This window comes from Ruegeria sp. H9, assembly GCF_056532915.1.
The window spans coordinates 1,507,024-1,527,479 of record NZ_JBQFNX010000001.1; the positions used below are offsets into that span (position 1 = coordinate 1,507,024).

The 20,456-nt window shown below is 56.7% G+C and carries 19 protein-coding genes; 15 read left to right on the top strand and 4 right to left on the bottom strand.

Annotated features, from left to right (window positions below; all coding sequences use genetic code 11):
- Positions 1–66: 66 nt before the first annotated feature.
- The 6 genes from ACR0CZ_RS07240 (at position 67) to ACR0CZ_RS07265 (ending at position 5,894) form a co-directional block, all read left to right on the top strand.
- Positions 67–666, top strand: coding sequence for a LysE/ArgO family amino acid transporter (locus ACR0CZ_RS07240; RefSeq protein WP_170392168.1), 600 nt, complete (start codon positions 67–69; stop codon positions 664–666).
- Between the two features lie 40 nt (positions 667–706).
- Complete coding sequence (locus tag ACR0CZ_RS07245) at positions 707–1,639, top strand: DMT family transporter (RefSeq protein WP_170392166.1); 933 nt, start codon at positions 707–709, stop codon at positions 1,637–1,639.
- Between the two features lie 57 nt (positions 1,640–1,696).
- The gene (gene betI / locus ACR0CZ_RS07250) at positions 1,697–2,269 is read left to right on the top strand and encodes a choline-binding transcriptional repressor BetI (protein ID WP_170392164.1); all 573 of its coding nucleotides are present in this window, start codon (positions 1,697–1,699) and stop codon (positions 2,267–2,269) included.
- Positions 2,266–3,774: a choline-sulfatase gene (gene betC, locus ACR0CZ_RS07255; RefSeq protein ID WP_170392162.1), complete on the top strand. Its 1,509-nt coding sequence runs from the start codon at positions 2,266–2,268 to the stop codon at positions 3,772–3,774. The genes betI and betC overlap by 4 nt, the downstream gene beginning before the upstream one ends.
- A gap of 88 nt (positions 3,775–3,862) precedes the next feature.
- Positions 3,863–5,521 (top strand): choline dehydrogenase, encoded by a 1,659-nt coding sequence (betA, locus tag ACR0CZ_RS07260; protein WP_170392160.1) that lies wholly within the window; start codon positions 3,863–3,865, stop codon positions 5,519–5,521.
- Between the two features lie 133 nt (positions 5,522–5,654).
- Positions 5,655–5,894, top strand: coding sequence for an HP1242/YdcH family protein (locus ACR0CZ_RS07265; RefSeq protein ID WP_170392158.1), 240 nt, complete (start codon positions 5,655–5,657; stop codon positions 5,892–5,894).
- A 56-nt stretch (positions 5,895–5,950) separates the two neighbouring features.
- On the opposite strand, the gene ACR0CZ_RS07270 is transcribed toward ACR0CZ_RS07265, so the two are convergent.
- On the bottom strand, positions 5,951–7,351 hold the full coding sequence (locus ACR0CZ_RS07270) for a helix-turn-helix transcriptional regulator (RefSeq protein WP_170392156.1): 1,401 nt from the start codon (positions 7,349–7,351) through the stop codon (positions 5,951–5,953).
- A 64-nt stretch (positions 7,352–7,415) separates the two neighbouring features.
- Positions 7,416–8,621, bottom strand: coding sequence for a multidrug effflux MFS transporter (locus ACR0CZ_RS07275; protein ID WP_170392155.1), 1,206 nt, complete (start codon positions 8,619–8,621; stop codon positions 7,416–7,418).
- 181 nt (positions 8,622–8,802) lie between these two features.
- Between ACR0CZ_RS07275 and ACR0CZ_RS07280 the strand changes: the two genes are divergently transcribed.
- The 3 genes from ACR0CZ_RS07280 (at position 8,803) to ACR0CZ_RS07290 (ending at position 11,333) form a co-directional block, all read left to right on the top strand.
- Positions 8,803–10,335 carry an acyl-CoA carboxylase subunit beta gene (locus ACR0CZ_RS07280; RefSeq protein WP_170392153.1) on the top strand — a complete coding sequence of 511 codons (1,533 nt, stop codon included), beginning with the start codon at positions 8,803–8,805 and terminating at the stop codon, positions 10,333–10,335.
- Positions 10,336–10,363: 28 nt separating this feature from the next.
- The gene (locus ACR0CZ_RS07285; protein ID WP_480439172.1) at positions 10,364–10,843 is read left to right on the top strand and encodes a DUF6497 family protein; all 480 of its coding nucleotides are present in this window, start codon (positions 10,364–10,366) and stop codon (positions 10,841–10,843) included.
- Positions 10,844–10,979: 136 nt separating this feature from the next.
- Positions 10,980–11,333, top strand: coding sequence for a hypothetical protein (locus ACR0CZ_RS07290; protein ID WP_170392151.1), 354 nt, complete (start codon positions 10,980–10,982; stop codon positions 11,331–11,333).
- Between the two features lie 86 nt (positions 11,334–11,419).
- On the opposite strand, the gene ACR0CZ_RS07295 is transcribed toward ACR0CZ_RS07290, so the two are convergent.
- Entirely contained in the window at positions 11,420–12,571 is a 1,152-nt protein-coding gene (locus ACR0CZ_RS07295) for a DcaP family trimeric outer membrane transporter (protein WP_170392149.1), read from the bottom strand.
- A gap of 650 nt (positions 12,572–13,221) precedes the next feature.
- On the opposite strand from ACR0CZ_RS07295, the gene ACR0CZ_RS07300 reads away from it, so the two are divergent.
- Positions 13,222–13,425 (top strand): hypothetical protein, encoded by a 204-nt coding sequence (locus ACR0CZ_RS07300; RefSeq protein WP_170392147.1) that lies wholly within the window; start codon positions 13,222–13,224, stop codon positions 13,423–13,425.
- Positions 13,426–13,542: 117 nt separating this feature from the next.
- The gene (locus tag ACR0CZ_RS07305; protein ID WP_170392145.1) at positions 13,543–15,588 is read left to right on the top strand and encodes an acetyl-CoA carboxylase biotin carboxylase subunit; all 2,046 of its coding nucleotides are present in this window, start codon (positions 13,543–13,545) and stop codon (positions 15,586–15,588) included.
- A gap of 76 nt (positions 15,589–15,664) precedes the next feature.
- Here the strand turns inward: ACR0CZ_RS07305 and ACR0CZ_RS07310 are convergent, their stop codons facing one another.
- Positions 15,665–16,111: a DUF4174 domain-containing protein gene (locus ACR0CZ_RS07310; protein WP_170392143.1), complete on the bottom strand. Its 447-nt coding sequence runs from the start codon at positions 16,109–16,111 to the stop codon at positions 15,665–15,667.
- A gap of 170 nt (positions 16,112–16,281) precedes the next feature.
- Between ACR0CZ_RS07310 and ACR0CZ_RS07315 the strand changes: the two genes are divergently transcribed.
- The 4 genes from ACR0CZ_RS07315 to ACR0CZ_RS07330 all read left to right on the top strand — a co-directional run bounded on the left by ACR0CZ_RS07315 (position 16,282) and on the right by ACR0CZ_RS07330 (position 20,453).
- Positions 16,282–17,097: a hypothetical protein gene (locus ACR0CZ_RS07315; protein ID WP_170392141.1), complete on the top strand. Its 816-nt coding sequence runs from the start codon at positions 16,282–16,284 to the stop codon at positions 17,095–17,097.
- Positions 17,094–19,220: a methylmalonyl-CoA mutase gene (gene scpA, locus ACR0CZ_RS07320; protein ID WP_170392139.1), complete on the top strand. Its 2,127-nt coding sequence runs from the start codon at positions 17,094–17,096 to the stop codon at positions 19,218–19,220. The genes ACR0CZ_RS07315 and scpA overlap by 4 nt, the downstream gene beginning before the upstream one ends.
- 109 nt (positions 19,221–19,329) lie before the next feature.
- A complete protein-coding gene (locus ACR0CZ_RS07325; protein WP_170392137.1) occupies positions 19,330–19,932 on the top strand; it encodes a VOC family protein in 603 nt (200 codons plus the stop codon).
- Positions 19,929–20,453 (top strand): GNAT family N-acetyltransferase, encoded by a 525-nt coding sequence (locus ACR0CZ_RS07330; RefSeq protein WP_170392135.1) that lies wholly within the window; start codon positions 19,929–19,931, stop codon positions 20,451–20,453. The genes ACR0CZ_RS07325 and ACR0CZ_RS07330 overlap by 4 nt, the downstream gene beginning before the upstream one ends.
- The last annotated feature ends 3 nt before the right edge of the window (positions 20,454–20,456 follow it).

Here is a 20,456-nt window from a genome sequence, read left to right on the forward strand (position 1 = left end):
GTAATCATCATTAATTTGATAGATTCACACCGGCCATGTAGTCAACGAGCATCGACAGGAGGCTGCATGTTCCCATCAATGATTGCCGGGTTTGCCCTGAGTTTTAGCCTTATATTGGCGATAGGCGCTCAGAACGCCTTTGTTCTGCGCCAAGGCCTGCGGCGCGAGCACGTCTTTGCACTGTGCCTGACCTGCGCAGTGTCTGACGCGATACTGATCGGGGCGGGTGTTGCAGGGTTCGGCACCCTGGCTCAGGCCGCGCCGTGGTTTGAAACGGTGATGCGCTATGGTGGGGCGGTATTTCTGATTTGGTACGCCCTACGAAGTTTTGGGTCTGCCTGGCAAGGTGGGGCGGTGATGGATACCGTAACAGGGCAGCGCACCAGTCTGCGTGCGGCCATGCTGACCGTGCTGGCCTTCACTTGGCTCAACCCCCATGTATATCTGGATACGGTCGTATTGATCGGGTCGATATCGGCCCAATATTCAGATCGCATGGGGTTTGCGATAGGGGCGATGACTTCGAGTTTCGTTTTCTTCTTTTCGCTCGGCTACGGTGCCAGAGTGCTTTCACCGATTTTTGCCCGCCCGCGCGCATGGCAGATTCTTGATTTTATCATCGGAATCGTGATGCTTATGATCGCGTTGAAACTTGTTATCATGTGAAGGGTTGTCCCGGATCAGAATTCGGTGTTCAACCGTTTGTATGACCTCACCTAATGATCAGCACCGCCCGCTTGTTGGCATGTTTTGGATGCTTGCGGCCGGGCTGTCCTTTGTGGGCATGAATGCGCTGGTGAAGGTGCTGGGAACCAGCATGAACCCCATTCAAGCGGCATTCTTGCGCTATGTCCTGGGTCTGGTGTTTCTTTTGCCCGCAATCCGGGCGATCCTCGGAACTCCATTGACCCCGCGCAATCTAACGCTGTTTGGACTACGCGGAATGGTCCACGCCATCGCCGTCATGCTTTGGTTTTTTGCGATGACGCGCATCCCCCTCGCCGAGGTGACCGCGATGAATTACATGACACCTATCTACGTCACGGTGGGTGCGGCACTGTTCTTGGGTGAAAAGCTAGCTTTTCGTCGTATCGCCGCGATTGGTGTTGCTGTGATTGGAGTAGTGATCATCCTGCGCCCGGGCTTTCGCGAGATATTGCCCGGTCACATAGCGATGCTGGGGGCTGCACTAGCGCTTGGTGGTTCCTATCTGCTGGCCAAAGTCATGGTCCGTGATATCCGTCCCTCAGCCGTTGTTGCCCATCTTTCGATATGGGTCACCATCGCGCTTATCCCTTTCGCCGTCGCGGTTTGGGAGCCGCCCAGCCTGCGCGATCTTGGTATACTTTTCATCGTCGCCAGCTTTGCGACTGCGGGACACTATTTCATGACGCTTGCATTGCAGGCTGCCCCGGTGGCCGTGACCCAGCCGGTGACGTTCCTGCAGCTGATCTGGGCCACTTTGCTCGGCGCTTTGGCCTTCCATGAACGCATCGACATCTGGGTAATTGCAGGAGGCACTCTGATCCTGGCTGCCGTCAGCTTCATCACCTGGCGTGAAGCCGTGCTGAGCCGTGGCGGCACACCGCCGCAAGGTTCTGAGACCCCACCGGCGAAACCAAGAACCGTTATTGATTGACGAGTCAATAAAAACCGCTTAGCCTTCCTTGCACTCAGGTATGGCGAAGAGGCGAAGATGCCAAAACTCGGAATGGAGCCGATCCGGCGGGACGCGATCGTCAAGGCGACGATCGCCGAGCTTGGCGCGCAAAAATCCCTTGATGTCACCGTTAGCCAGATCGCCAAACGCGCAGGTATGTCCAGTGCATTGGCGCATCATTACTTTGGGGGCAAAGAACAGATATTCCTAGCCGCGATGCGGCGTATCCTGACGGATTTTGGATCTGAAGCGCGCGCACAACTCAGTACGGCAGATCCGGAAGAGCGCGCACAGGCCATCATTCGCGCCTGTTTCGCGCCATCATGTTTCACACCGGATGTTATCGCAGCTTGGATGACTTTTTATGTTTTGGCTCAAACCAACGATGATGCGCTGAGGCTCTGGCAAATCTATCAGGCACGCATCCGCTCGAACCTGATCCATGCGTTGCGCCCACATATGAGTGACCCGAGCGAGGCCGCCGAAGGTATGATTGCGCTGATCGATGGGTTGTACATCCACTCTGCACTGAATTCCCCACAAGAGCCGCAGCGGGCAGTCACCCATGCGCTGCGGGTACTGAGAGTTTTCCTAGAGGCCGAAAAATGACAAAGCCGAATATTCTGATCCTGATGGTGGATCAGCTCAACGGGACCCTCTTCCCCGATGGTCCTGCAGAATGGTTGCATGCGCCGAACCTGAAGAAGCTGGCGGCAAGATCAACGCGTTTCGCAAATGCATACACTGCTTCGCCGCTCTGTGCTCCGGGACGTGCGAGCTTTATGTCGGGTCAACTGCCATCGCGCACTGGCGTCTATGACAACGCCGCCGAGTTCAGCAGCGATATCCCGACCTATGCCCACCACCTTCGTCGTGCAGGATATTACACCTGCTTGTCCGGCAAGATGCACTTTGTTGGCCCAGACCAGTTGCACGGGTTCGAAGATCGTCTGACCACTGATATCTACCCGGCAGATTTCGGTTGGACGCCGGATTATCGTAAACCCGGTGAGCGCATCGACTGGTGGTATCACAATATGGGCTCGGTCACCGGGGCAGGCATTGCCGAGATTTCTAACCAGATGGAATATGATGACGAAGTCGCTTATAACGCCAAGGCCAAGCTATATGACCTTGCACGCGGCAAGGATGATCGCCCCTGGTGTGTGACCGTCAGCTTCACGCACCCACACGATCCTTACGTAGCGCGACGCAAGTACTGGGATCTGTATGAAGATTGTGAGCATCTTGAGCCACAGATCGCGGATTTGGGATATGACAATCAGGACCCGCATTCCAAACGTATTTTCGATGCCAATGACTGGCGCAGCTTCGACATAACGACCGAGGATATTCGCAAATCCCGTCGCGCCTATTTCGCCAATATCTCATATCTGGATGACAAGATCGGTGAGATACTGGAGGTTCTGGAAACGACGCGGCAAGAGGCGATCATACTGTTCGTGTCCGACCACGGCGACATGCTGGGTGAGCGCGGGTTATGGTTCAAGATGACTTTCTTCGAGGGCTCTTCCCGCGTGCCGCTCATGATTTCTGCCTCCGATCTTCCAGTTGGTCGCATCGATACACCAGTTTCGACGATCGACGTGACACCGACGCTTGGTACGTTGGCGGGCGTCGATATGGCGGAAATCTCACCTTGGACGGATGGTGAGGATCTTGTGCCCTTGGCAAAGGGCACAGACCGAACCGCGCCGGTTGCAATGGAATATGCCGCCGAGGCCTCATACGCTCCTTTAGTCTCTCTGCGCTATGGCAAGTGGAAATACAATCGCTGTACATTGGACCCCGATCAACTGTTCGATCTCGAGGCTGATCCGCATGAGATGGAAAATCTTGCTGGCCTGCCCGAACATGCAGGCACCTTGCAAACACTGCGTACTAAATCCGAGTCGCGATGGGATTTGGATCGCTTTGATGCCGATGTGAGGGCCAGCCAAGCCCGGCGCTGGGTGGTTTACGAGGCATTACGGCAGGGTGGCTATTATCCTTGGGATTACCAGCCTCTTCAGAAAGCGTCTGAACGGTACATGCGCAATCATATGGACCTGAACGATGTCGAGGATAGCCAGCGTTATCCGCGTGGCGAGTAATCCTTTACATTTTTGAAATTGCACCCGTCGGAAGTGCGGAGATTTTTCGTCGAAAAATCTTGCCCCGAAGGTGAACGGAGACACGAATATGGAAGCAGATTTTGTCATTGTTGGCGCCGGTTCTGCTGGTTGCGCGATGGCTTACCGTCTGAGTGAGGCCGGAGCTTCGGTTTTGGTGATCGAGCATGGCGGCACTGACGCCGGACCCTTCATCCAGATGCCTGCCGCCCTAAGCTATCCGATGAATATGTCGCGATATGACTGGGGCTACAAATCCGAACCCGAACCACATCTGAACAATCGTCAACTTGCTTGCCCTCGGGGCAAGGTGATCGGAGGGTCTTCTTCGATCAATGGCATGGTCTATGTGCGCGGTCACGCGCGAGATTTTGACACCTGGGCCGAGATGGGCGCAGATGGATGGTCTTACGCAGATGTGCTGCCGTACTACAAACGCATGGAAACCTGGCATGATGGTGGCCATGGCGGTGATCACACCTGGAGAGGCACGGATGGACCTCTGCACGTGTCGCGAGGGCCTCGTGAAAATCCGCTGTTTAAGGCGTTCGTCGATGCAGGTCAGCAGGCTGGATATGAGGTCACTGGCGACTATAACGGTGAGAAACAAGAAGGTTTTGGGCCGATGGAGCAGACCGTCTGGAAAGGACGGCGCTGGTCGGCGGCGAATGCGTACCTTAGGCCAGCGCTCAAGCGGCAAAACTGCGAAATCATCCGGGGTCTTGCGGCGCGCGTGATTATTGATTCTGGGCGCGCATCCGGGGTCGAATTGATACGGGGTGGCAAACGGGAAGTGATCACAGCGCGGCGCGAGGTTGTATTGGCGGCTTCGTCTATCAATTCGCCTAAGTTGCTGATGCTTTCGGGGGTTGGACCCGCGGCGCACCTGGCTGAGCACGGTATCAAAGTGGTCGCCGACCGCCCTGGCGTCGGCGCCAATCTGCAGGATCACCTAGAACTTTATATCCAACAGGCCTCGATACAACCGATCACGCTATACAAGCATTGGAACCTGATCAGTAAGGGGATGATCGGGGCGCAATGGTTGTTTACCAAAACCGGCCTTGGCGCCTCGAACCAGTTTGAAAGCGCCGCCTTTGTGCGTTCGAAACCGGGTGTGGAATATCCTGACATACAATATCATTTTCTGCCGATGGCGGTTCGCTATGACGGGCAGGCGGCAGCCGAAGGGCACGGATTCCAGGCGCATGTGGGGCCAATGCGGTCGCCCTCGCGCGGCGCTGTGACTCTGCGATCCGCCAAAGCCGAAGACGCGCCGGTGATCCGGTTCAACTACATGAGCCATGATTCGGATTGGGAAGACTTCAGAACCTGCATTCGCTTGACCCGAGAGATCTTTGGACAGCAGGCGTTCAAACCCTTTGCCGGTAAAGAGATCCAACCGGGGGCGGAGGTTCAGTCGGACGATGAGCTAGATGCCTTTATCGCCGAGCATGCCGAAAGCGCCTATCACCCTTGCGGGACTTGCCGCATGGGACGTGCGGATGACAAGGATGCCGTTGTCGACCCGCAAGGGCGTGTGATTGGGGTGGATGGATTGCGCGTCGCCGATAGCTCGATTTTCCCGCAAATCACCAATGGCAATCTGAACGCGCCATCGATAATGGTGGGTGAAAAGATGTCGGACCATTTGCTGCAGAAAGACCCTCTGCCCAAAGCGAACGACCAGCCCTGGATAAGTCCGAGATGGGCAACGGCACAGCGCTGACACATCCAAAACCCACGGTGTGCATTTATCCTGAAAGCTGGTTGATTGCGCTCAGAATTTGATCGGCGTCAAAGCGGAGTGCGACAGTCATGTTTAGCCTTGGGATGTAACGCTGAAACAAGGAGCCAACTGGATGTCTCATACCCCGCATGAACTGGCTGAAGAGTTCCCCGACAAGCTCGAAGTGATGAGCCAGCTCAAGCAAACGGATGCGCATTTTGCCCGACTTGCGGATGAGTATCATGAGGTCAACCGCACCGTGCATCGGGCTGAAACCAATGTTGAGCCGATGGAGGAATTGGCCGAGGTTGATTTGCGCAAGAAACGCGCGGCGCTCAAGGACGAGATCTGGGCGATCTTGTCAAAAAGCTAAGGATTAGGCGGGGGCTCTGCCCCCGGACTCGCAGGATATATATGGCCAGATGAAGATCAGGTGACCTCATAAGGCAGGGTGCCGCGGCTATGGGCGTCGATGGTCAGGCGGCGCTCTAACGGTGGGACCGATCTTTGGTGGCAGGTCTGGCGCTCGCAGATGCGGCAGGATATGCCGATGGGCTCGTAAGCGCTCGCGTTGTTTATGTCGAGATTATCGGCGTAGACCAATGCTTCGGCATGACGAACCTCACATCCCAAGGCGATGGCATAGCGGCGGACAGGAGCACCGAACGAGCCTCCGGATTTTGAAACATCACGAGCCAATGAGATATAGCGGACGCCATCCGGTGTCTCGGCTAGCTGTTGCAGGAAATGACCCGGGGTCTCGAATGCCCGGTGGACATTCCAGAGTGGGCAGGCACCGCCGAAACGGGCAAATTGCAAGCGCGTAGCTGAATGGCGTTTGGTGATCGTTCCGGCCTGATCGACACGGACAAAAAAGAACGGAATCCCCTTTGCGCCGGGGCGCTGTAGCGTGGACAGGCGGTGCGCCACCTGTTCAATCGATGCCCCGAACCGGTTGCTGAGCAGCTCCAAATCATGCCGATAGTCTTGCGCTGCGGACAGGAAAGCGCCGTAAGGCATCAGCGAAGCCCCGGCAAAATAGTTGGCGAGGCCAATCTTGGCGATGGCGCGGGCCTCATCGCTTTGGAAACGGGCGAAATCTAGCGTTGCTTCAAGCAGCTTATCCTGACTGATCAACGCCACCTGCAGCAGCAGTTGGAAGACCTGCGTTTGTGGTGCGGCTCGCGAGGAAAGGCGCAGGGTTTTGTCACCAGCATTGTAGCTGCGTAAGGTTTCTGTGTCGGCGAAAGTGACGTGAATGCCGCGTTCTGACAGGCTGTTCAGGGCGACTTGCCGAATATCGCTGGTTTCATCGGCACGGCTGGCGAAGCGTTCGGCAGCGCGGTCAACGGCGTCAATATAATTGTCGCAGTAGTGAAAGAAATCGCGCACCTCTTCCCATGGGCTGGCCTGAATACGGGCATCCTCGCGGCCCAATGCCTCGTCGAGCGAGGCGAGGCGTTCATGGGTCTGGCGATAGGCGCGGTGTAACTCGATGAACGCGCGTGCAAGCGCGGGCGCATTTGAAGCGGTGAGCCTGAGATCAGCCAGAGGGGGCGCCGTTTCGGCGAACACCGGATCGGCCAGTGCTTCGCGCATATCCGAAACCAATCGTTCGCTATCCCCTGTGCTGAGTTCGGTCACATCCATACCAAACTCTTGCGCCAGTGCCAGAACAACGGTCGTCGAAATCGGCCGGTTGTTATTCTCCATCTGGTTCAAATAGGGCAGTGAAACGCCCAGTTTTGCGGCGAAATCCTTCTGCGTGAGGGTCAGGCGTGTGCGCATTTCGCGCAGCTTGGCGCCAGCGTATAATTTCTGAGTGGCCATGGCGGTTCTTTGCAGCTTTACTGAATCTGCAGGCTAACTTTGCAAACCCTGTCGCGCAAGCCGTCTACAGACCCAATTGCCGTTCGCGCCAGATAACAACGCTGATCGCGCAGATTGCCAGTGCGGCGGTTGCCAGCATCAGCCAAAGCAGAGGCATCGCGCCCGTCTCATGCGTCAGCAATGCGCCTGCCAATGCGCTGAGTGCCGCGCCGCCGCCCAACATGATCGCACCGCTCAAACCAGAGGCAGTAGCCGCCAGATGCGGGCGGACCGAAAGCGATCCGGCGGTTGCATTTGGGATCGCCATGCCGTTACCCAACCCGACGAAGGTCATCAGGCCAAAGAAGCTGAGCGCCGTTCCCAAATCCACTAGGAACAACAAAGCTGATAGGGCCACGCCAATTGCATTCAGCCAGCATCCCCAGCGCACCATTCGGTTGACGCCGAAGCGAACCGAGAATCGACCGCTGATGAAGTTACCGAAGAAATAGCCAATCGCAGGCGCACCAAAGTAGATGCCGACCTCGGCGGCTGTCATGCCGAACACTTCGGTCCCGATAAATGGTGCGCCCCCGAGATAGGCAAAGAACGCGCCTGAAGAGAAAGCTGAGGACAGGGAATAGCCCCAGAAGCGAGGTGATCTCAGCAATTCAGGATATTCGCGAAATTGCTGCATCAGTGTTTTGCCGCTTGCGGCGGCGGTTTCGCCAAAATCTTGGTAGGTCAGCGCCAGCGCTAGTGCCGCAAGGGCAAAGGGTAGCCAGAAATTGGCTTTCCAGCCAAAAGTTTCTTCGAGAAGCCCGCCGACAGCAGGGCCGATCATCGGGACGACTGCCATCCCCATGGTGACATATCCGAGCATCGAAGCAGCCTGGTCCTGTTCGTACATGTCCCGCACAGCCGCACGGCTTAAGACAATACCAACGACAATGACGGCCTGAAACATTCTGAAGGCCAGAAAGGTTTCGACATTTGGGGCGTATATACACCCGAGCGTTGCCAGTAGGAAAAGGGCGAGTCCCCACAGCAGTACAGGCCGACGTCCGGCCTTATCGGCAATGGGTCCTATTAAGATTTGCAGTGCCGCGTTGACCAGAAGATAAAGCGCGATCGAAAGCTGCATCACCTTGTAATCAGTCTGAAAATACGTCGCCATAAAGGGAAGGCTGGGCAGATACAGATTCATGCTCAGCGCCGACAATCCTGACAACAAAACGAGTGTTGCAAGCGTGGGGGGCGTGCGGCTGACAGAGGGTGAACTGAACTGCATGGTTTACCTTTAGACCCTGATCGCGCGAAATGCCATCGGCAGTTTGGCTTGTTGTGTTAATTAACAAATTTGCAGTTATCTCAAATAGTGTTGCCAAATATTTGCAAATTTGCCGAAAACTTCTTTGGCCGCCGATCCCAACTCGTTATGGTCGCGCAAATTCTCTTGGGAGACTACCGACATGAAAGACATCCTTTCCGAGCTCGAAGGCCGTCGCAACAACGCGCGATTGGGTGGTGGGCAAAAACGCATCGACTCGCAACACGCCCGCGGAAAGCTGACGGCACGCGAACGGATCGAGTTGCTGGTAGACGAAGGCAGCTTTGAAGAGTTTGACATGTTTGTCAGCCATCGCTGCACTGATTTCGGAATGGAGAAACAAAAGCCTGCTGGTGATGGGGTGGTCACAGGCTGGGGTACGATCAATGGTCGAATGGTCTACGTCTTCAGCCAGGACTTCACCGTATTCGGCGGCTCGCTGTCAGAAACCCATGCGCAGAAGATTTGCAAGATCATGGACATGGCAGTTCAAAACGGAGCGCCGGTGATCGGGATCAACGACTCGGGCGGGGCGCGGATTCAGGAAGGCGTCGCTTCATTGGCCGGATATGCCGAAGTGTTCCAGCGTAATATCATGGCCTCGGGCGTCGTTCCGCAGATCAGCGTGATTATGGGGCCGTGTGCAGGTGGTGCGGTTTACAGTCCTGCGATGACCGACTTCATATTCATGGTCAAAGACACCTCGTACATGTTCGTAACCGGCCCAGACGTTGTGAAGACCGTGACCAATGAGGTCGTGACGGCAGAGGAATTGGGCGGGGCTTCAACCCACACCAAAAAGTCGTCGGTCGCTGATGGCGCGTTTGAAAACGATGTGGAGGCGCTGGCCGAGGTGCGCCGTCTTGTCGACTTCCTTCCGCTCAACAATCGCGAGAAACCGCCAGTTCGCCCGTTTTTTGACAGCCCTGACCGGGTCGAGACATCGCTGGATACGCTGATCCCGGACAATCCGAACACGCCGTACGACATGAAGGAACTGATCACCAAAGTGGCGGATGAGGGTGATTTTTACGAGATTCAGGAAGATTACGCTAAGAACATCATCACCGGTTTTATCCGGCTTGAGGGGCAGACCGTGGGCGTCGTAGCCAACCAACCCATGGTATTGGCAGGATGTTTGGACATCGATAGTTCCCGAAAAGCGGCCCGGTTCGTGCGGTTCTGTGATTGCTTTGAAATCCCGATCCTGACGCTTGTTGATGTTCCGGGCTTTCTGCCGGGCACTTCGCAGGAGTATGGCGGCGTGATCAAGCACGGCGCGAAACTGCTATTTGCTTATGGCGAAGCGACCGTGCCAAAGGTCACCGTAATCACGCGTAAGGCCTACGGTGGCGCGTATGATGTTATGGCGTCCAAACACCTGCGCGGCGATTTCAACTATGCGTGGCCCACGGCAGAGATCGCGGTGATGGGTGCAAAGGGCGCGACCGAAATCATCCACCGCGCCGATCTCGGCGATTCCGATAAGATCGCACAACACACTCAGGACTATGAGGACCGGTTCGCAAATCCCTTCGTTGCGGCCGAGCGCGGCTTCATTGATGAGGTGATCATGCCACAATCGACCCGCCGCCGTGTATCACGTGCATTTGCGAGCCTGCGCGGCAAGCAACTGAAGAACCCTTGGAAAAAGCACGACAATATCCCGCTGTAAATGCCCGCCGAGGAGGCCCGAGCCGTAAATGCCCCGATTGACCGGACATAAGACCGTGCAGGTTGCAACCACTCTGCACGCTCCCCCGGAGGAAGGAAGCCGCCGCTGGCGGATCCGGGGATGCGCCGGGGTTTTTACGTTGCTGGTCGGAGTAGGTTCGGCGCTGGCCTCAAACCTGCTGCCCGTGCCGTCGGGTCAACCGGTCGAGCTTAGCGATGTGCTTCTGGACACCAATCCGGGTGAGCTTTGGGTGCGGTTTCGGTTCATTGCACCCAAGATCGGATCGACTGCAGGTCGTATCACATATGATGTCGCCGTAGTCGACATGGAGCATTTGTGTGAAACACTGGCGGTGCCTTACGTGGCCCAGCACGAATTGCAGCCTGCCCGGATTGTGATTTCGTTTTCGGACAGACCGGTAGCGTTCGGCACCTCCGAACCTGACGCAACGCAGTTCTTCGAAGCCTACCGGCTGGATCAATCCCGGTGTATCTGGGAGGGGCTCTGACCATGAACCAACAATGTCACGGTCTCAGAGTGTCCCGATACAGTGATGCAGCTCTGGAGGTTCGCATGATCACTTCAATCCCGCAGGCATGTCCGATGGCCTGCCATATCTGGAACTTGTCCGTTGAGGTTTCGCAATGCTGAAACATCGCGGTTTCCCCGGACGTTTGCCCGGAACAGACTTCCAGTTCACCATTCGGCGGGCCAATCCCAAGGGCGTTACGCCGCTGACCCAGCGAGAACGCTTTCGCGATCGCAAACCCGCCGACAAGCGCGCAGATGTCGCGTTTATCGAGGCGTTATGGGCGCATTTTGGTGATCAGCCCTTTGAGCGAGGCAATCTGGACGCGGGCCGTCTAAGTTGGCTGTTCGGGCGTGAGGTTGTCGCCGCCGAAGACCCGTTTGATCCTGCAAGCTACGATGCTCTGCTGGTGATCAATCTGGACGCCGCGCGCCAATCTTTCCCTGACGTGTTCGACGGAGTGCGCTGATTGTGACCGGGGCTGCCGCACATAACACTCAGATGATCAGTGACACTGGAACCCTGCCCGCTAATGGGCAGGGTAGGCTGTTTTCATCAGAAGTTGAGTTGCGCGGCCAACTGGACACGGTTGCCGTCGAATGTGTCGCCGGAAATTGTGTCGTTCCGCTCTCCATAGATGTATTCGGCGCTGAGCGTCAGGTTGTCTGTCGCCTTGTAAAAGGCATTGACGTGGATCGTCTCAAGCTCGGTGAACGACAAAGTACCGGTCGATGTAGGCAGGTCGTAGTCTTCCTTGCCATAGGCGATGCCGACGTTCCATTTGGAACTCAGGTCTTGACGGAATTCGATGGTGTAGCCATCAACATCGTTGGCCTGACCCCCGACGACTGCGTCACCCAAGCCGATCAGGTAGGGGCCAAGTGCCTCGCCGTTGACATAGTTGACCTGAAACAACCCACCTTCCCACGGTCGGATCGAGCCCGACAAAGAGAAACCGGTCTGATCGACCTCGACGTCGCCGGATTGCGCCTTGCCGTAGAGCGCCGAGGCACGAGCGATGTATTTGCCATCGTTGTATTCGACCGAACCAGTCAGCACAGGATCATCCGAATCCGAGCCGCCGACGTTTTCTTCAACGGAAACGGCGAAGGTGGTATTCGATCCGATATTGTTGGTGTAGCGCACCTGCGGAACGCGCGCGAAAGCGATCCCGACCGGCCCGTTAAATTCCACCGAGGTCGGGTAGGTGTCCAGAGGTTGGAAATTGGTCCAGTATTGTCCGATCAGCCATTGTTCCCCAATTCGGATATTGGCATGACGAATTCGGAATTCGGCGGTTCCGTCCGAGCCGAAGGCATCGACTTCGATCTGGCCCTGAATGTCTCCGATTCCCGAAGGCGTGCTGGTGCGCAGCCCGATACGAGACTGACGGACTGTGGCGCCAAACGTACCATCTGTCTCGGCCGAGGGTTCGCCAATCACGTTTACGAATGCGGTGTCGCCCTGATCGTATTCGAAGTCATAGAAGAAGTCGGCTTTGACATAACCGTAGACGTCCAGAGTGGTGTTGCCGATCTGCAGATCCCCAGTGCCAGACCCGGGATTGGAGGATTCCAGCGCTTCGACCCGGGCGCGCAGTGCATCCAGTTCAGCCTGAGTTTGTGCATCTTGCGCCAAGGCTTGCATACCGGTCACGGAAAGCGCGCTGGCAGCAAGCAGGCTAGCATTTTTACCCTTTGTTATCATATGGATAGTTCCTTGTGTGCGAGTGTGCAGGGGCACCGTTCCACGCAACTGAATTCTTGGGAAATCACCAAGTTGAGAGAAGATGCTCTCAATTTTTCAAGCAAAAGTGTCGGTAGACATGTGACGTTTCACGCTGCGCTGAAACCGGAATCTAAGTTACTGTCACCGGAAGGATTTTTGCGTGAGTTTGTAGTGATGTTGCGTGAGGTGCCTCGCGCACTGCCTCGCTACAAGTCTTCGATTTGTAACAGGAACGTGACGGATTTCAGACGTAGTCGTCGCTGTCCGGGCGATTACGACGTCGGCGCAAATCTGCGTGGTGCCGCGCTGGATGGGCAGGTTTCAGCCGGAATCTCAGATGGAAACAATAACTGGTTGGCGGCCAGAATTGTGCTGTGCACAGTGATTGGGCCGTGCGGCTCTATTTTGCCTGCGTCGCACAAGCACCTACTATTCCGTACCCCTTCCTTCCGCGGGCAGGCTTGTGTTCCCCACAGAGTTCTGTCCGCGGTTTTCTTTTTGTCAGGATTGGACAAAAAGCGGCAAAAACCTGCGCAATTCGCAAGTTTGTGGTCCGTGTTATTGCATAACAAGGCGCGAAATCGGCATCTGCTCTCAAAGACTGCAAAAAATCTAGAAGGGCAGAAACCATGCGAATCAAACGAATTTCCCTTGCGTTGGCAACCTGCGCGGGTTTGGCGGCCTGCGGTGGCTCGACCGGCGAACAGGCGATCCTTGGCGGCGGTGCGGGGGCTCTGGGGGCGGCGGTCCTCAGTGCAGATCCGCTGCTTGGGGCGGCAGTTGGGGCTGCGGGCAACGTGCTTTACTGCAAGACCCAGAACAACTGTAACTAAAGCTGAATTTAACGGGGCTGGAAAAGTCCCGTCTGTCATTGCGCATCACGCCGTCGTGGGGTCAACGCCCCGCGGCGGCGTTTTGCGTTTCCAGAACATCAAGCCAAAGGACGTTCCATGTTCAACAAGATCCTGATCGCAAACCGGGGCGAGATTGCCTGCCGGGTCATCAAGACCGCCCGCAAGATGGGCATTGGCACGGTTGCCATCTATTCAGATGCTGACAAGAACGCCCTGCATGTTTCAATGGCGGATGAGGCCGTGCATATCGGCCCGCCGCCCGCCAACCAGTCATACATCGTCATCGACAAGGTGATGGATGCCATCCGTAAAAGCGGCGCGCAGGCGGTCCACCCCGGTTATGGCTTTCTGTCCGAGAACTCCAAATTCGCCGAGGCGCTGGATGCCGAAGGCGTCGCCTTTGTCGGCCCCCCGGTCGGTGCGATCGAAAGCATGGGGGACAAGATCACCTCGAAGAAGATCGCGCAGGAGGCCGGGGTTTCGACGGTGCCCGGTTACATGGGCCTGATCGAAGACGCCGATGAGGCGGTGAAGATTTCGAACGACATTGGCTATCCGGTGATGATCAAGGCCAGCGCAGGCGGTGGTGGCAAGGGCATGCGGATTGCGTGGAATGACGAAGAGGCGCGGGAAGGTTTCCAGTCATCCAAGAACGAGGCCGCGAACTCCTTCGGCGACGACCGGATTTTCATCGAGAAATTCGTGACTCAACCGCGCCACATCGAAATTCAGGTGCTCTGTGACAGTCACGGCAATGGCATTTATCTCGGGGAACGCGAATGCTCGATCCAGCGCCGGAACCAGAAGGTTGTGGAAGAGGCGCCATCGCCGTTCCTTGACCCTGAAACCCGCAAGGCGATGGGCGAACAGGCGGTCGCGCTTGCCAAAGCGGTGGACTATGCCAGTGCCGGTACGGTGGAATTCATCGTGGATGGCGAAAAGAACTTCTACTTCCTCGAAATGAACACACGACTGCAAGTGGAACACCCGGTGACCGAGTTGATCACAGGTGTTGATCTTGTGGAGCAGATGATCCGTGTGGCGGCTGGAGAAAAACTGTCGATCACGCAGGATGACGTCACCCTGACAGGCTGGGCGATTGAAAACCGTCTTTATGCAGAGGACCCTTATCGTGGCTTCTTGCCCTCGATTGGCCGCCTTACCCGTTATCGCCCGCCGCAGGAGGTCGCAGCCGGCCCGCTGCTTGTGAATGACAAATGGCAAGGTGATGCGCCTAAAGGGGATAGCGCTGTGCGTAACGATACCGGCGTCTATGAGGGCGGCGAGATCAGCATGTATTACGACCCGATGATCGCCAAGCTGTGTACCTGGGCACCAACCCGCGAACAGGCGATTGAGGCGATGCGCGTGGCGCTGGACAGTTTCGAAGTCGAAGGCATCGGTCACAACTTGCCATTCCTGTCAGCGGTCATGGATCACCCGAAATTTGTAAGTGGTGACATGACGACCGCTTTCATCGCCGAGGAGTATCCGGACGGGTTCGAAGGCGTCGACCTTCCCGAAGAAGATCTGCGTCGCATCGCAGCCTCGTGCGCTGCCATGCACCGGGTTGCCGAAATCCGTCGCACCCGCGTATCGGGCCGGATGGACAACCATGAACGGAAGGTCGGCAAACGTTGGAATGTCGCTCTGCAAGGGCAGGATTTCAGCGTCAAGGTTAAGGCTGACAAACAGGGCGCGACTGTCAAATTCAAAGACGGGTCAGCTCTGCGTGTGTCCTCTGACTGGACGCCGGGTGACCAACTTGCGGTGTTGGACGTGGATGGCAGCCCGTTGGTCTTGAAGGTTGGAAAGATATCGGGCGGGTTCCGTATCCGAAACCGAGGGGCTGACCTCAAGGTACATGTGCGCACCCCGCGTCAGGCCGAACTGGCCCGCCTGATGCCCGAGAAGCTGCCGCCTGATACATCGAAAATGCTGCTCTGCCCAATGCCGGGCTTGATCGTGAAGATTGATGTGGAAGTAGGTCAGGAGGTGCAGGAAGGTCAGGCACTTTGTACCGTTGAGGCGATGAAGATGGAGAACATCCTGCGCGCTGAGAAAAAAGGCGTTGTCTCCAAGATCAACGCGGGCCCCGGCGACAGTCTGGCCGTTGATGATGTGATCATCGAGTTCGAGTGATGATGCGGACACCTGCGACATATCTCTCAAGGTTCCCAGCGGCTTCCGCCGGGATATTGAGGCATGTCGCAGGTGCTCAGCCGCCCTCACGTCGTTCGCGGATTTCGCGTTCGCGCAAAGGCGTCTTGTCAATGGATCGGCCAATCTCACGCACGCTCCATGGGCTGGGTTTGCGCAGTTTGACGACACCATCCTTGTCGACAAATACCATCTGGAAACCACGCGGTCGCAGTTTTGATCGGATCGATGATCGCGCCGCCGGATCAGTATCGGTCAAGACGATCACGTCGCGATCCCGCATTGCGTCCTCGCCTTCGAGTAACATGTCAATCTGTTGCTGGAATCTTGGGTCTGCCGGGGTATCGGCAAAAACGACGATCGGGCGATGCGTCCAGAGAAAATCGCTTAGATCGCTGTCAGCTACTGGACGAACAAAGCTGTCATCCGCAGGGGCAGTCGCGTCGGCGGCCAAGGCGGCCAACGGGAATAGTGCCGAGAAAACAAAGGCAAGCGTGCGTGTCATGAGGCCTCCTGTTGTGATGAATATAGCCGCTGCTGGGGCGAATGCGACTGACGAAATGCGTGTGATCACCAAAAATTTGCTTCGTGGACGCCGCACCCACCCATGCGTATTTATCAATTTGCCTACAAAATGCGCCGTTCCCGCGGCCTTCGCGTGGGGAGAGTAGGCCGATGGAAGTGATCCTGCATTGCGGTGCACATCGATGTGCAAGCACCAGTTTCCAGAACTATCTGAGCCGGAACGTGCAGGTCCTTGCAGATCAAGGTCTGGCGTATTGGGGGCCGGAGCGAACACGCTCCAATGGCCTCAACAGCTTGAACAAATTGACGCCTGAGGTCTGTGATGGATTACGCCGCGAGCTGGACGTATGTCAGAAAGACGGCGCGACGCAGCTATTGGTCAGCCAAGAGAATTTCGTGGGCTCAATGGAGCGCAATATTGCCTTTGCCTCGCTCTATCCAGGTATGCAGGAACGTGGGCAGCTTTTGGCAAGGGCATTTGATGGAAGAGTCACCAAAATTGCTTTGAATATCCGCGCGTTGGATATGTATTGGTCTTCCGTGGCCGCCTATAAGTTCAAACGTGGTAGCGCCCCAATAGAGCCCACAAAGTGGACCCGCATCGCGCAAAGCAAGCGGAGCTGGCGAGACGTCATCACCGATATTAGCCACGCCTTCCCGGGCGTCCCATTGCTCGTTTTGCCGTTTGAGGAATTTGCGGGTCATCAACAGGCGCAGCTTCAGGCGCTGACGGGTCGCACCGCGCCCGAATTCAGCGATGGCCTTGCGTTGAATGCTGCGCCCAAACCCACGCCCCATGGTCTGACCGCTGAACATGCGATGCAGCTTTGGGCTGATTATGCCGATGATCTGGAATGGCTTGCCTCGGGCGCCGATGGGAGGGCTGAACTGATCTGCCGGACAGATAGCAATGCACGCGGGGTCGCCCCCGCCGAAACCAGAATTGAACAGAGGAAATCGACATGACCGACACCAACGACTGGCAGGTGCTGGCTGAAAAAGAGCTGCGCGGCCGACCTTTGGGCGATCTGACCAAAGTGACGCTGGAAGGCATCGACGTCAAACCGCTTTATACTCAGGAAGACACGGCTGATCTGCCGCATATGGGCTCGCTTCCGGGCTTCGGTCCGTTTACGCGCGGCGTAAAAGCGACGATGTATGCGGGGCGCCCTTGGACGATCCGTCAATATGCAGGCTTCTCGACGGCTGAAGAATCGAATGCGTTTTACCGCCGCAATCTGGCAGCCGGCCAGCAAGGTGTCTCGGTCGCCTTCGATCTGGCGACTCACCGGGGGTATGACAGTGACCATCCCCGTGTGGTGGGCGATGTCGGCAAGGCCGGTGTGGCCATCGACAGCGTTGAGGATATGAAAATCCTGTTCGACGGTATCCCGCTGGACAAGGTTTCAGTCTCAATGACGATGAACGGGGCAGTGATCCCGGTTCTGGCCAGCTTCATCGTTGCAGGTGAAGAGCAGGGGCATGACAAGGCCGTGCTCTCGGGCACCATTCAGAACGACATTCTGAAAGAGTTTATGGTGCGTAACACCTATATCTACCCGCCCGAGCCTTCGATGAAGATCATCTCGGATATCATCGATTACACTTCGAATGAGATGCCCAAGTTTAACTCGATCTCGATCTCGGGCTATCACATGCAAGAGGCGGGGGCGAACCTGGTGCAGGAACTGGCTTATACGCTGGCCGACGGGCGCGAATATGTGCGCGCCGCGACGGAATCAGGCATGGACGTGGATAAGTTCGCGGGTCGTCTGTCGTTCTTCTTTGCCATCGGTATGAATTTCTTCATGGAGATCGCCAAACTACGCGCTGCGCGCACCCTTTGGCATCGGGTAATGACCGAGTTCGGGGCGAAATCCGAACGGTCGAAAATGCTGCGAACTCATTGCCAGACCTCGGGCGTGTCGCTGCAGGAACAGGACCCCTATAACAACGTGGTCCGCACCGCCTATGAGGCCATGAGCGCGGTTCTGGGCGGCACACAGTCACTGCATACCAACGCACTGGACGAGGCGATCGCGCTGCCAACCGATTTCTCGGCACGTATCGCGCGAAACACGCAGCTGGTGTTGCAAGAGGAAACCGGCGTGACCGATGTGGTCGATCCGCTGGCGGGCTCTTACTACGTCGAAAGCCTGACCAACGAGCTGGTCGAAAAAGCCTGGGCTCTAATGGAAGAGGTCGAGGAAATGGGCGGTATGACCAAGGCCGTTGCTAGTGGCATGCCCAAGCTGCGGATCGAGGAAAGCGCTGCGCGCCGTCAGGCCATGATCGACCGGGGTGAAGAGGTCATCGTTGGTGTCAACAAGTATCGCAAAGAGCAAGAAGACCCGATCGATATTCTGGACGTCGATAACGTGGCCGTGCGTGAAGCTCAGGTCGCGCGGCTGGAGCGTATCCGTGCAACGCGCGACGAGGCGGCTTGCCAACAGGCGCTGGACGCCCTGACAACAACCGCCCGCGAGGGAGGCAACCTGCTGGCCGCCGCCGTCGAGGCCGCCCGAGCCCGCGCATCCGTAGGAGAGATCAGCATGGCAATGGAGAAAGAGTTCGGTCGCCACCGTGCCGAAGTGAAGACCCTGGCCGGTGTTTACGGTGCGGCCTACGAGGGTGACGAAGGTTTTGCCGCGATTCAGAATTCCATAGAAGAATTCGCCAAGGCCGAGGGGCGTCGCCCGCGTCTGCTGGTGGTCAAGATGGGGCAAGACGGCCACGATCGAGGGGCCAAGGTGATCGCCACTGCTTTTGCTGATATCGGGTTTGACGTAGATGTCGGCCCTCTGTTCCAGACACCTGCAGAAGCCGCACAGGACGCGGTGGACAATGATGTGCATGTGATCGGGATCTCTTCGCAGGCTGCGGGGCATAAGACATTGGCACCCCAGTTGGTTGAGGAACTGAAAAAGGCGGGGGCTGAGGACATCATAGTCATCTGCGGTGGGGTCATTCCGCAACAGGATTACCAGTTCCTTTACGATCACGGTGTGAAGGCTATCTTTGGTCCGGGAACGAACATCCCTGAAGCGGCGCAAGATATCTTGCGTTTGATCGGCGAAGCCAAAACCTGACGCCAGCGCCAAGATTTTTCGTACGAAAAATCTTGTGATTTCGCCCCTTTGCGGAAAACATGCGACCAGACCGAAATGGTCTGGTCGTTTGTCATCAGGAGGCGTCTTCATGTTACTGGATCATCTGGCTGTTGCGGGCGAAACGCTTGAAGAAGCTTCTGACCATATCGAACAGGCGCTGGGCGTACGGCTTCAGGACGGCGGCAAGCATGAAAAATTCGGGACGTATAATCGACTTCTGGGCTTGCGGGATGGGCTCTATCTGGAGGCGATTGCGATCGACCCCGAAGCCTCCAAACCGCAAAGGACGCGCTGGTTCGATCTGGACCGGTTCACCGGATCACCCCGCCTGACCAACTGGATTTGCCGGGTTCCGGATATCGAAGCGTCACTGACCGTTTTCCCCGACGGCGTCGGACAACCTATCGATCTGAACCGAGGCGCGCTGCGCTGGCGTATGGCAGTCCCCCCAAATGGACGTCTGCCATTTGACAACCTCTTTCCGGCGCTTATCGAGTGGCAGGGTGATCTGCATCCGGCGCAAATGCTTCAGGACAGTGGCTGCCGGTTACGCCGCCTGATTGTGTGCCATCCGGATGCAATCGACTTAGCCAAAGGTCTGGGGGCGTTGGAGTATGTCGCGTTTGACAGCGGCCCGGCTGCATTGCGCGCTGAATTCGAAACACCGCACGGGTTGCGCGTGCTGGAATGAACATCCGGCAGGCCAGAACCCAAGATGCATCCGCGATTGCGGCGATAGCAAACGTGATTATCCGTGATACGCTGGTCACTTTCACCACCGATGATCGCAGCGTTGAAAGCGTGGTGGCAGAGATCGAAACCAGAGGTCCCGCCTTCTTGGTCGCCGAGCGCAGTGGTGCCGTCGAGGGGTTTGCGACCTATGGCACCTTCCGCTCGGGACCGGGATATGCGCAGTGCCGCGAACATTCGATACAGTTGGCACCCGAAGCCAGAGGCCAGCATGTTGGCCGTTCGTTGATGGAGGCTCTTGAAGCCAACGCGCGGGAGGATAACGTGCATGTCTTGGTGGCGGGCATTTCATCGGCCAACCCTGCAGCCATCGCCTTCCATAAGGCAATTGGCTTCAAGCAGGTGGGACGCATGCCTGAAGTGGGGTTCAAATGGGGGCAGCGGCTGGATCTTGTCCTGATGCAGAAAATACTCGGCCCGCAGTCATCTGTCGCACCTGACAGTCGTGACAAGGCACGCTAGGGT

Coding starts and splice junctions, on each gene's coding strand:
- ACR0CZ_RS07240 (WP_170392168.1), top strand. CDS start 67: ATGTTCCCATCAATGATTGCCGGGTTTGCCCTGAGTTTTAGCCTTATA.
- ACR0CZ_RS07245 (WP_170392166.1), top strand. CDS start 707: ATGACCTCACCTAATGATCAGCACCGCCCGCTTGTTGGCATGTTTTGG.
- betI (WP_170392164.1), top strand. CDS start 1,697: ATGCCAAAACTCGGAATGGAGCCGATCCGGCGGGACGCGATCGTCAAG.
- betC (WP_170392162.1), top strand. CDS start 2,266: ATGACAAAGCCGAATATTCTGATCCTGATGGTGGATCAGCTCAACGGG.
- betA (WP_170392160.1), top strand. CDS start 3,863: ATGGAAGCAGATTTTGTCATTGTTGGCGCCGGTTCTGCTGGTTGCGCG.
- ACR0CZ_RS07265 (WP_170392158.1), top strand. CDS start 5,655: ATGTCTCATACCCCGCATGAACTGGCTGAAGAGTTCCCCGACAAGCTC.
- ACR0CZ_RS07270 (WP_170392156.1), bottom strand. CDS start 7,351: ATGGCCACTCAGAAATTATACGCTGGCGCCAAGCTGCGCGAAATGCGC.
- ACR0CZ_RS07275 (WP_170392155.1), bottom strand. CDS start 8,621: ATGCAGTTCAGTTCACCCTCTGTCAGCCGCACGCCCCCCACGCTTGCA.
- ACR0CZ_RS07280 (WP_170392153.1), top strand. CDS start 8,803: ATGAAAGACATCCTTTCCGAGCTCGAAGGCCGTCGCAACAACGCGCGA.
- ACR0CZ_RS07285 (WP_480439172.1), top strand. CDS start 10,364: ATGCCCCGATTGACCGGACATAAGACCGTGCAGGTTGCAACCACTCTG.
- ACR0CZ_RS07290 (WP_170392151.1), top strand. CDS start 10,980: ATGCTGAAACATCGCGGTTTCCCCGGACGTTTGCCCGGAACAGACTTC.
- ACR0CZ_RS07295 (WP_170392149.1), bottom strand. CDS start 12,571: ATGATAACAAAGGGTAAAAATGCTAGCCTGCTTGCTGCCAGCGCGCTT.
- ACR0CZ_RS07300 (WP_170392147.1), top strand. CDS start 13,222: ATGCGAATCAAACGAATTTCCCTTGCGTTGGCAACCTGCGCGGGTTTG.
- ACR0CZ_RS07305 (WP_170392145.1), top strand. CDS start 13,543: ATGTTCAACAAGATCCTGATCGCAAACCGGGGCGAGATTGCCTGCCGG.
- ACR0CZ_RS07310 (WP_170392143.1), bottom strand. CDS start 16,111: ATGACACGCACGCTTGCCTTTGTTTTCTCGGCACTATTCCCGTTGGCC.
- ACR0CZ_RS07315 (WP_170392141.1), top strand. CDS start 16,282: ATGGAAGTGATCCTGCATTGCGGTGCACATCGATGTGCAAGCACCAGT.
- scpA (WP_170392139.1), top strand. CDS start 17,094: ATGACCGACACCAACGACTGGCAGGTGCTGGCTGAAAAAGAGCTGCGC.
- ACR0CZ_RS07325 (WP_170392137.1), top strand. CDS start 19,330: ATGTTACTGGATCATCTGGCTGTTGCGGGCGAAACGCTTGAAGAAGCT.
- ACR0CZ_RS07330 (WP_170392135.1), top strand. CDS start 19,929: ATGAACATCCGGCAGGCCAGAACCCAAGATGCATCCGCGATTGCGGCG.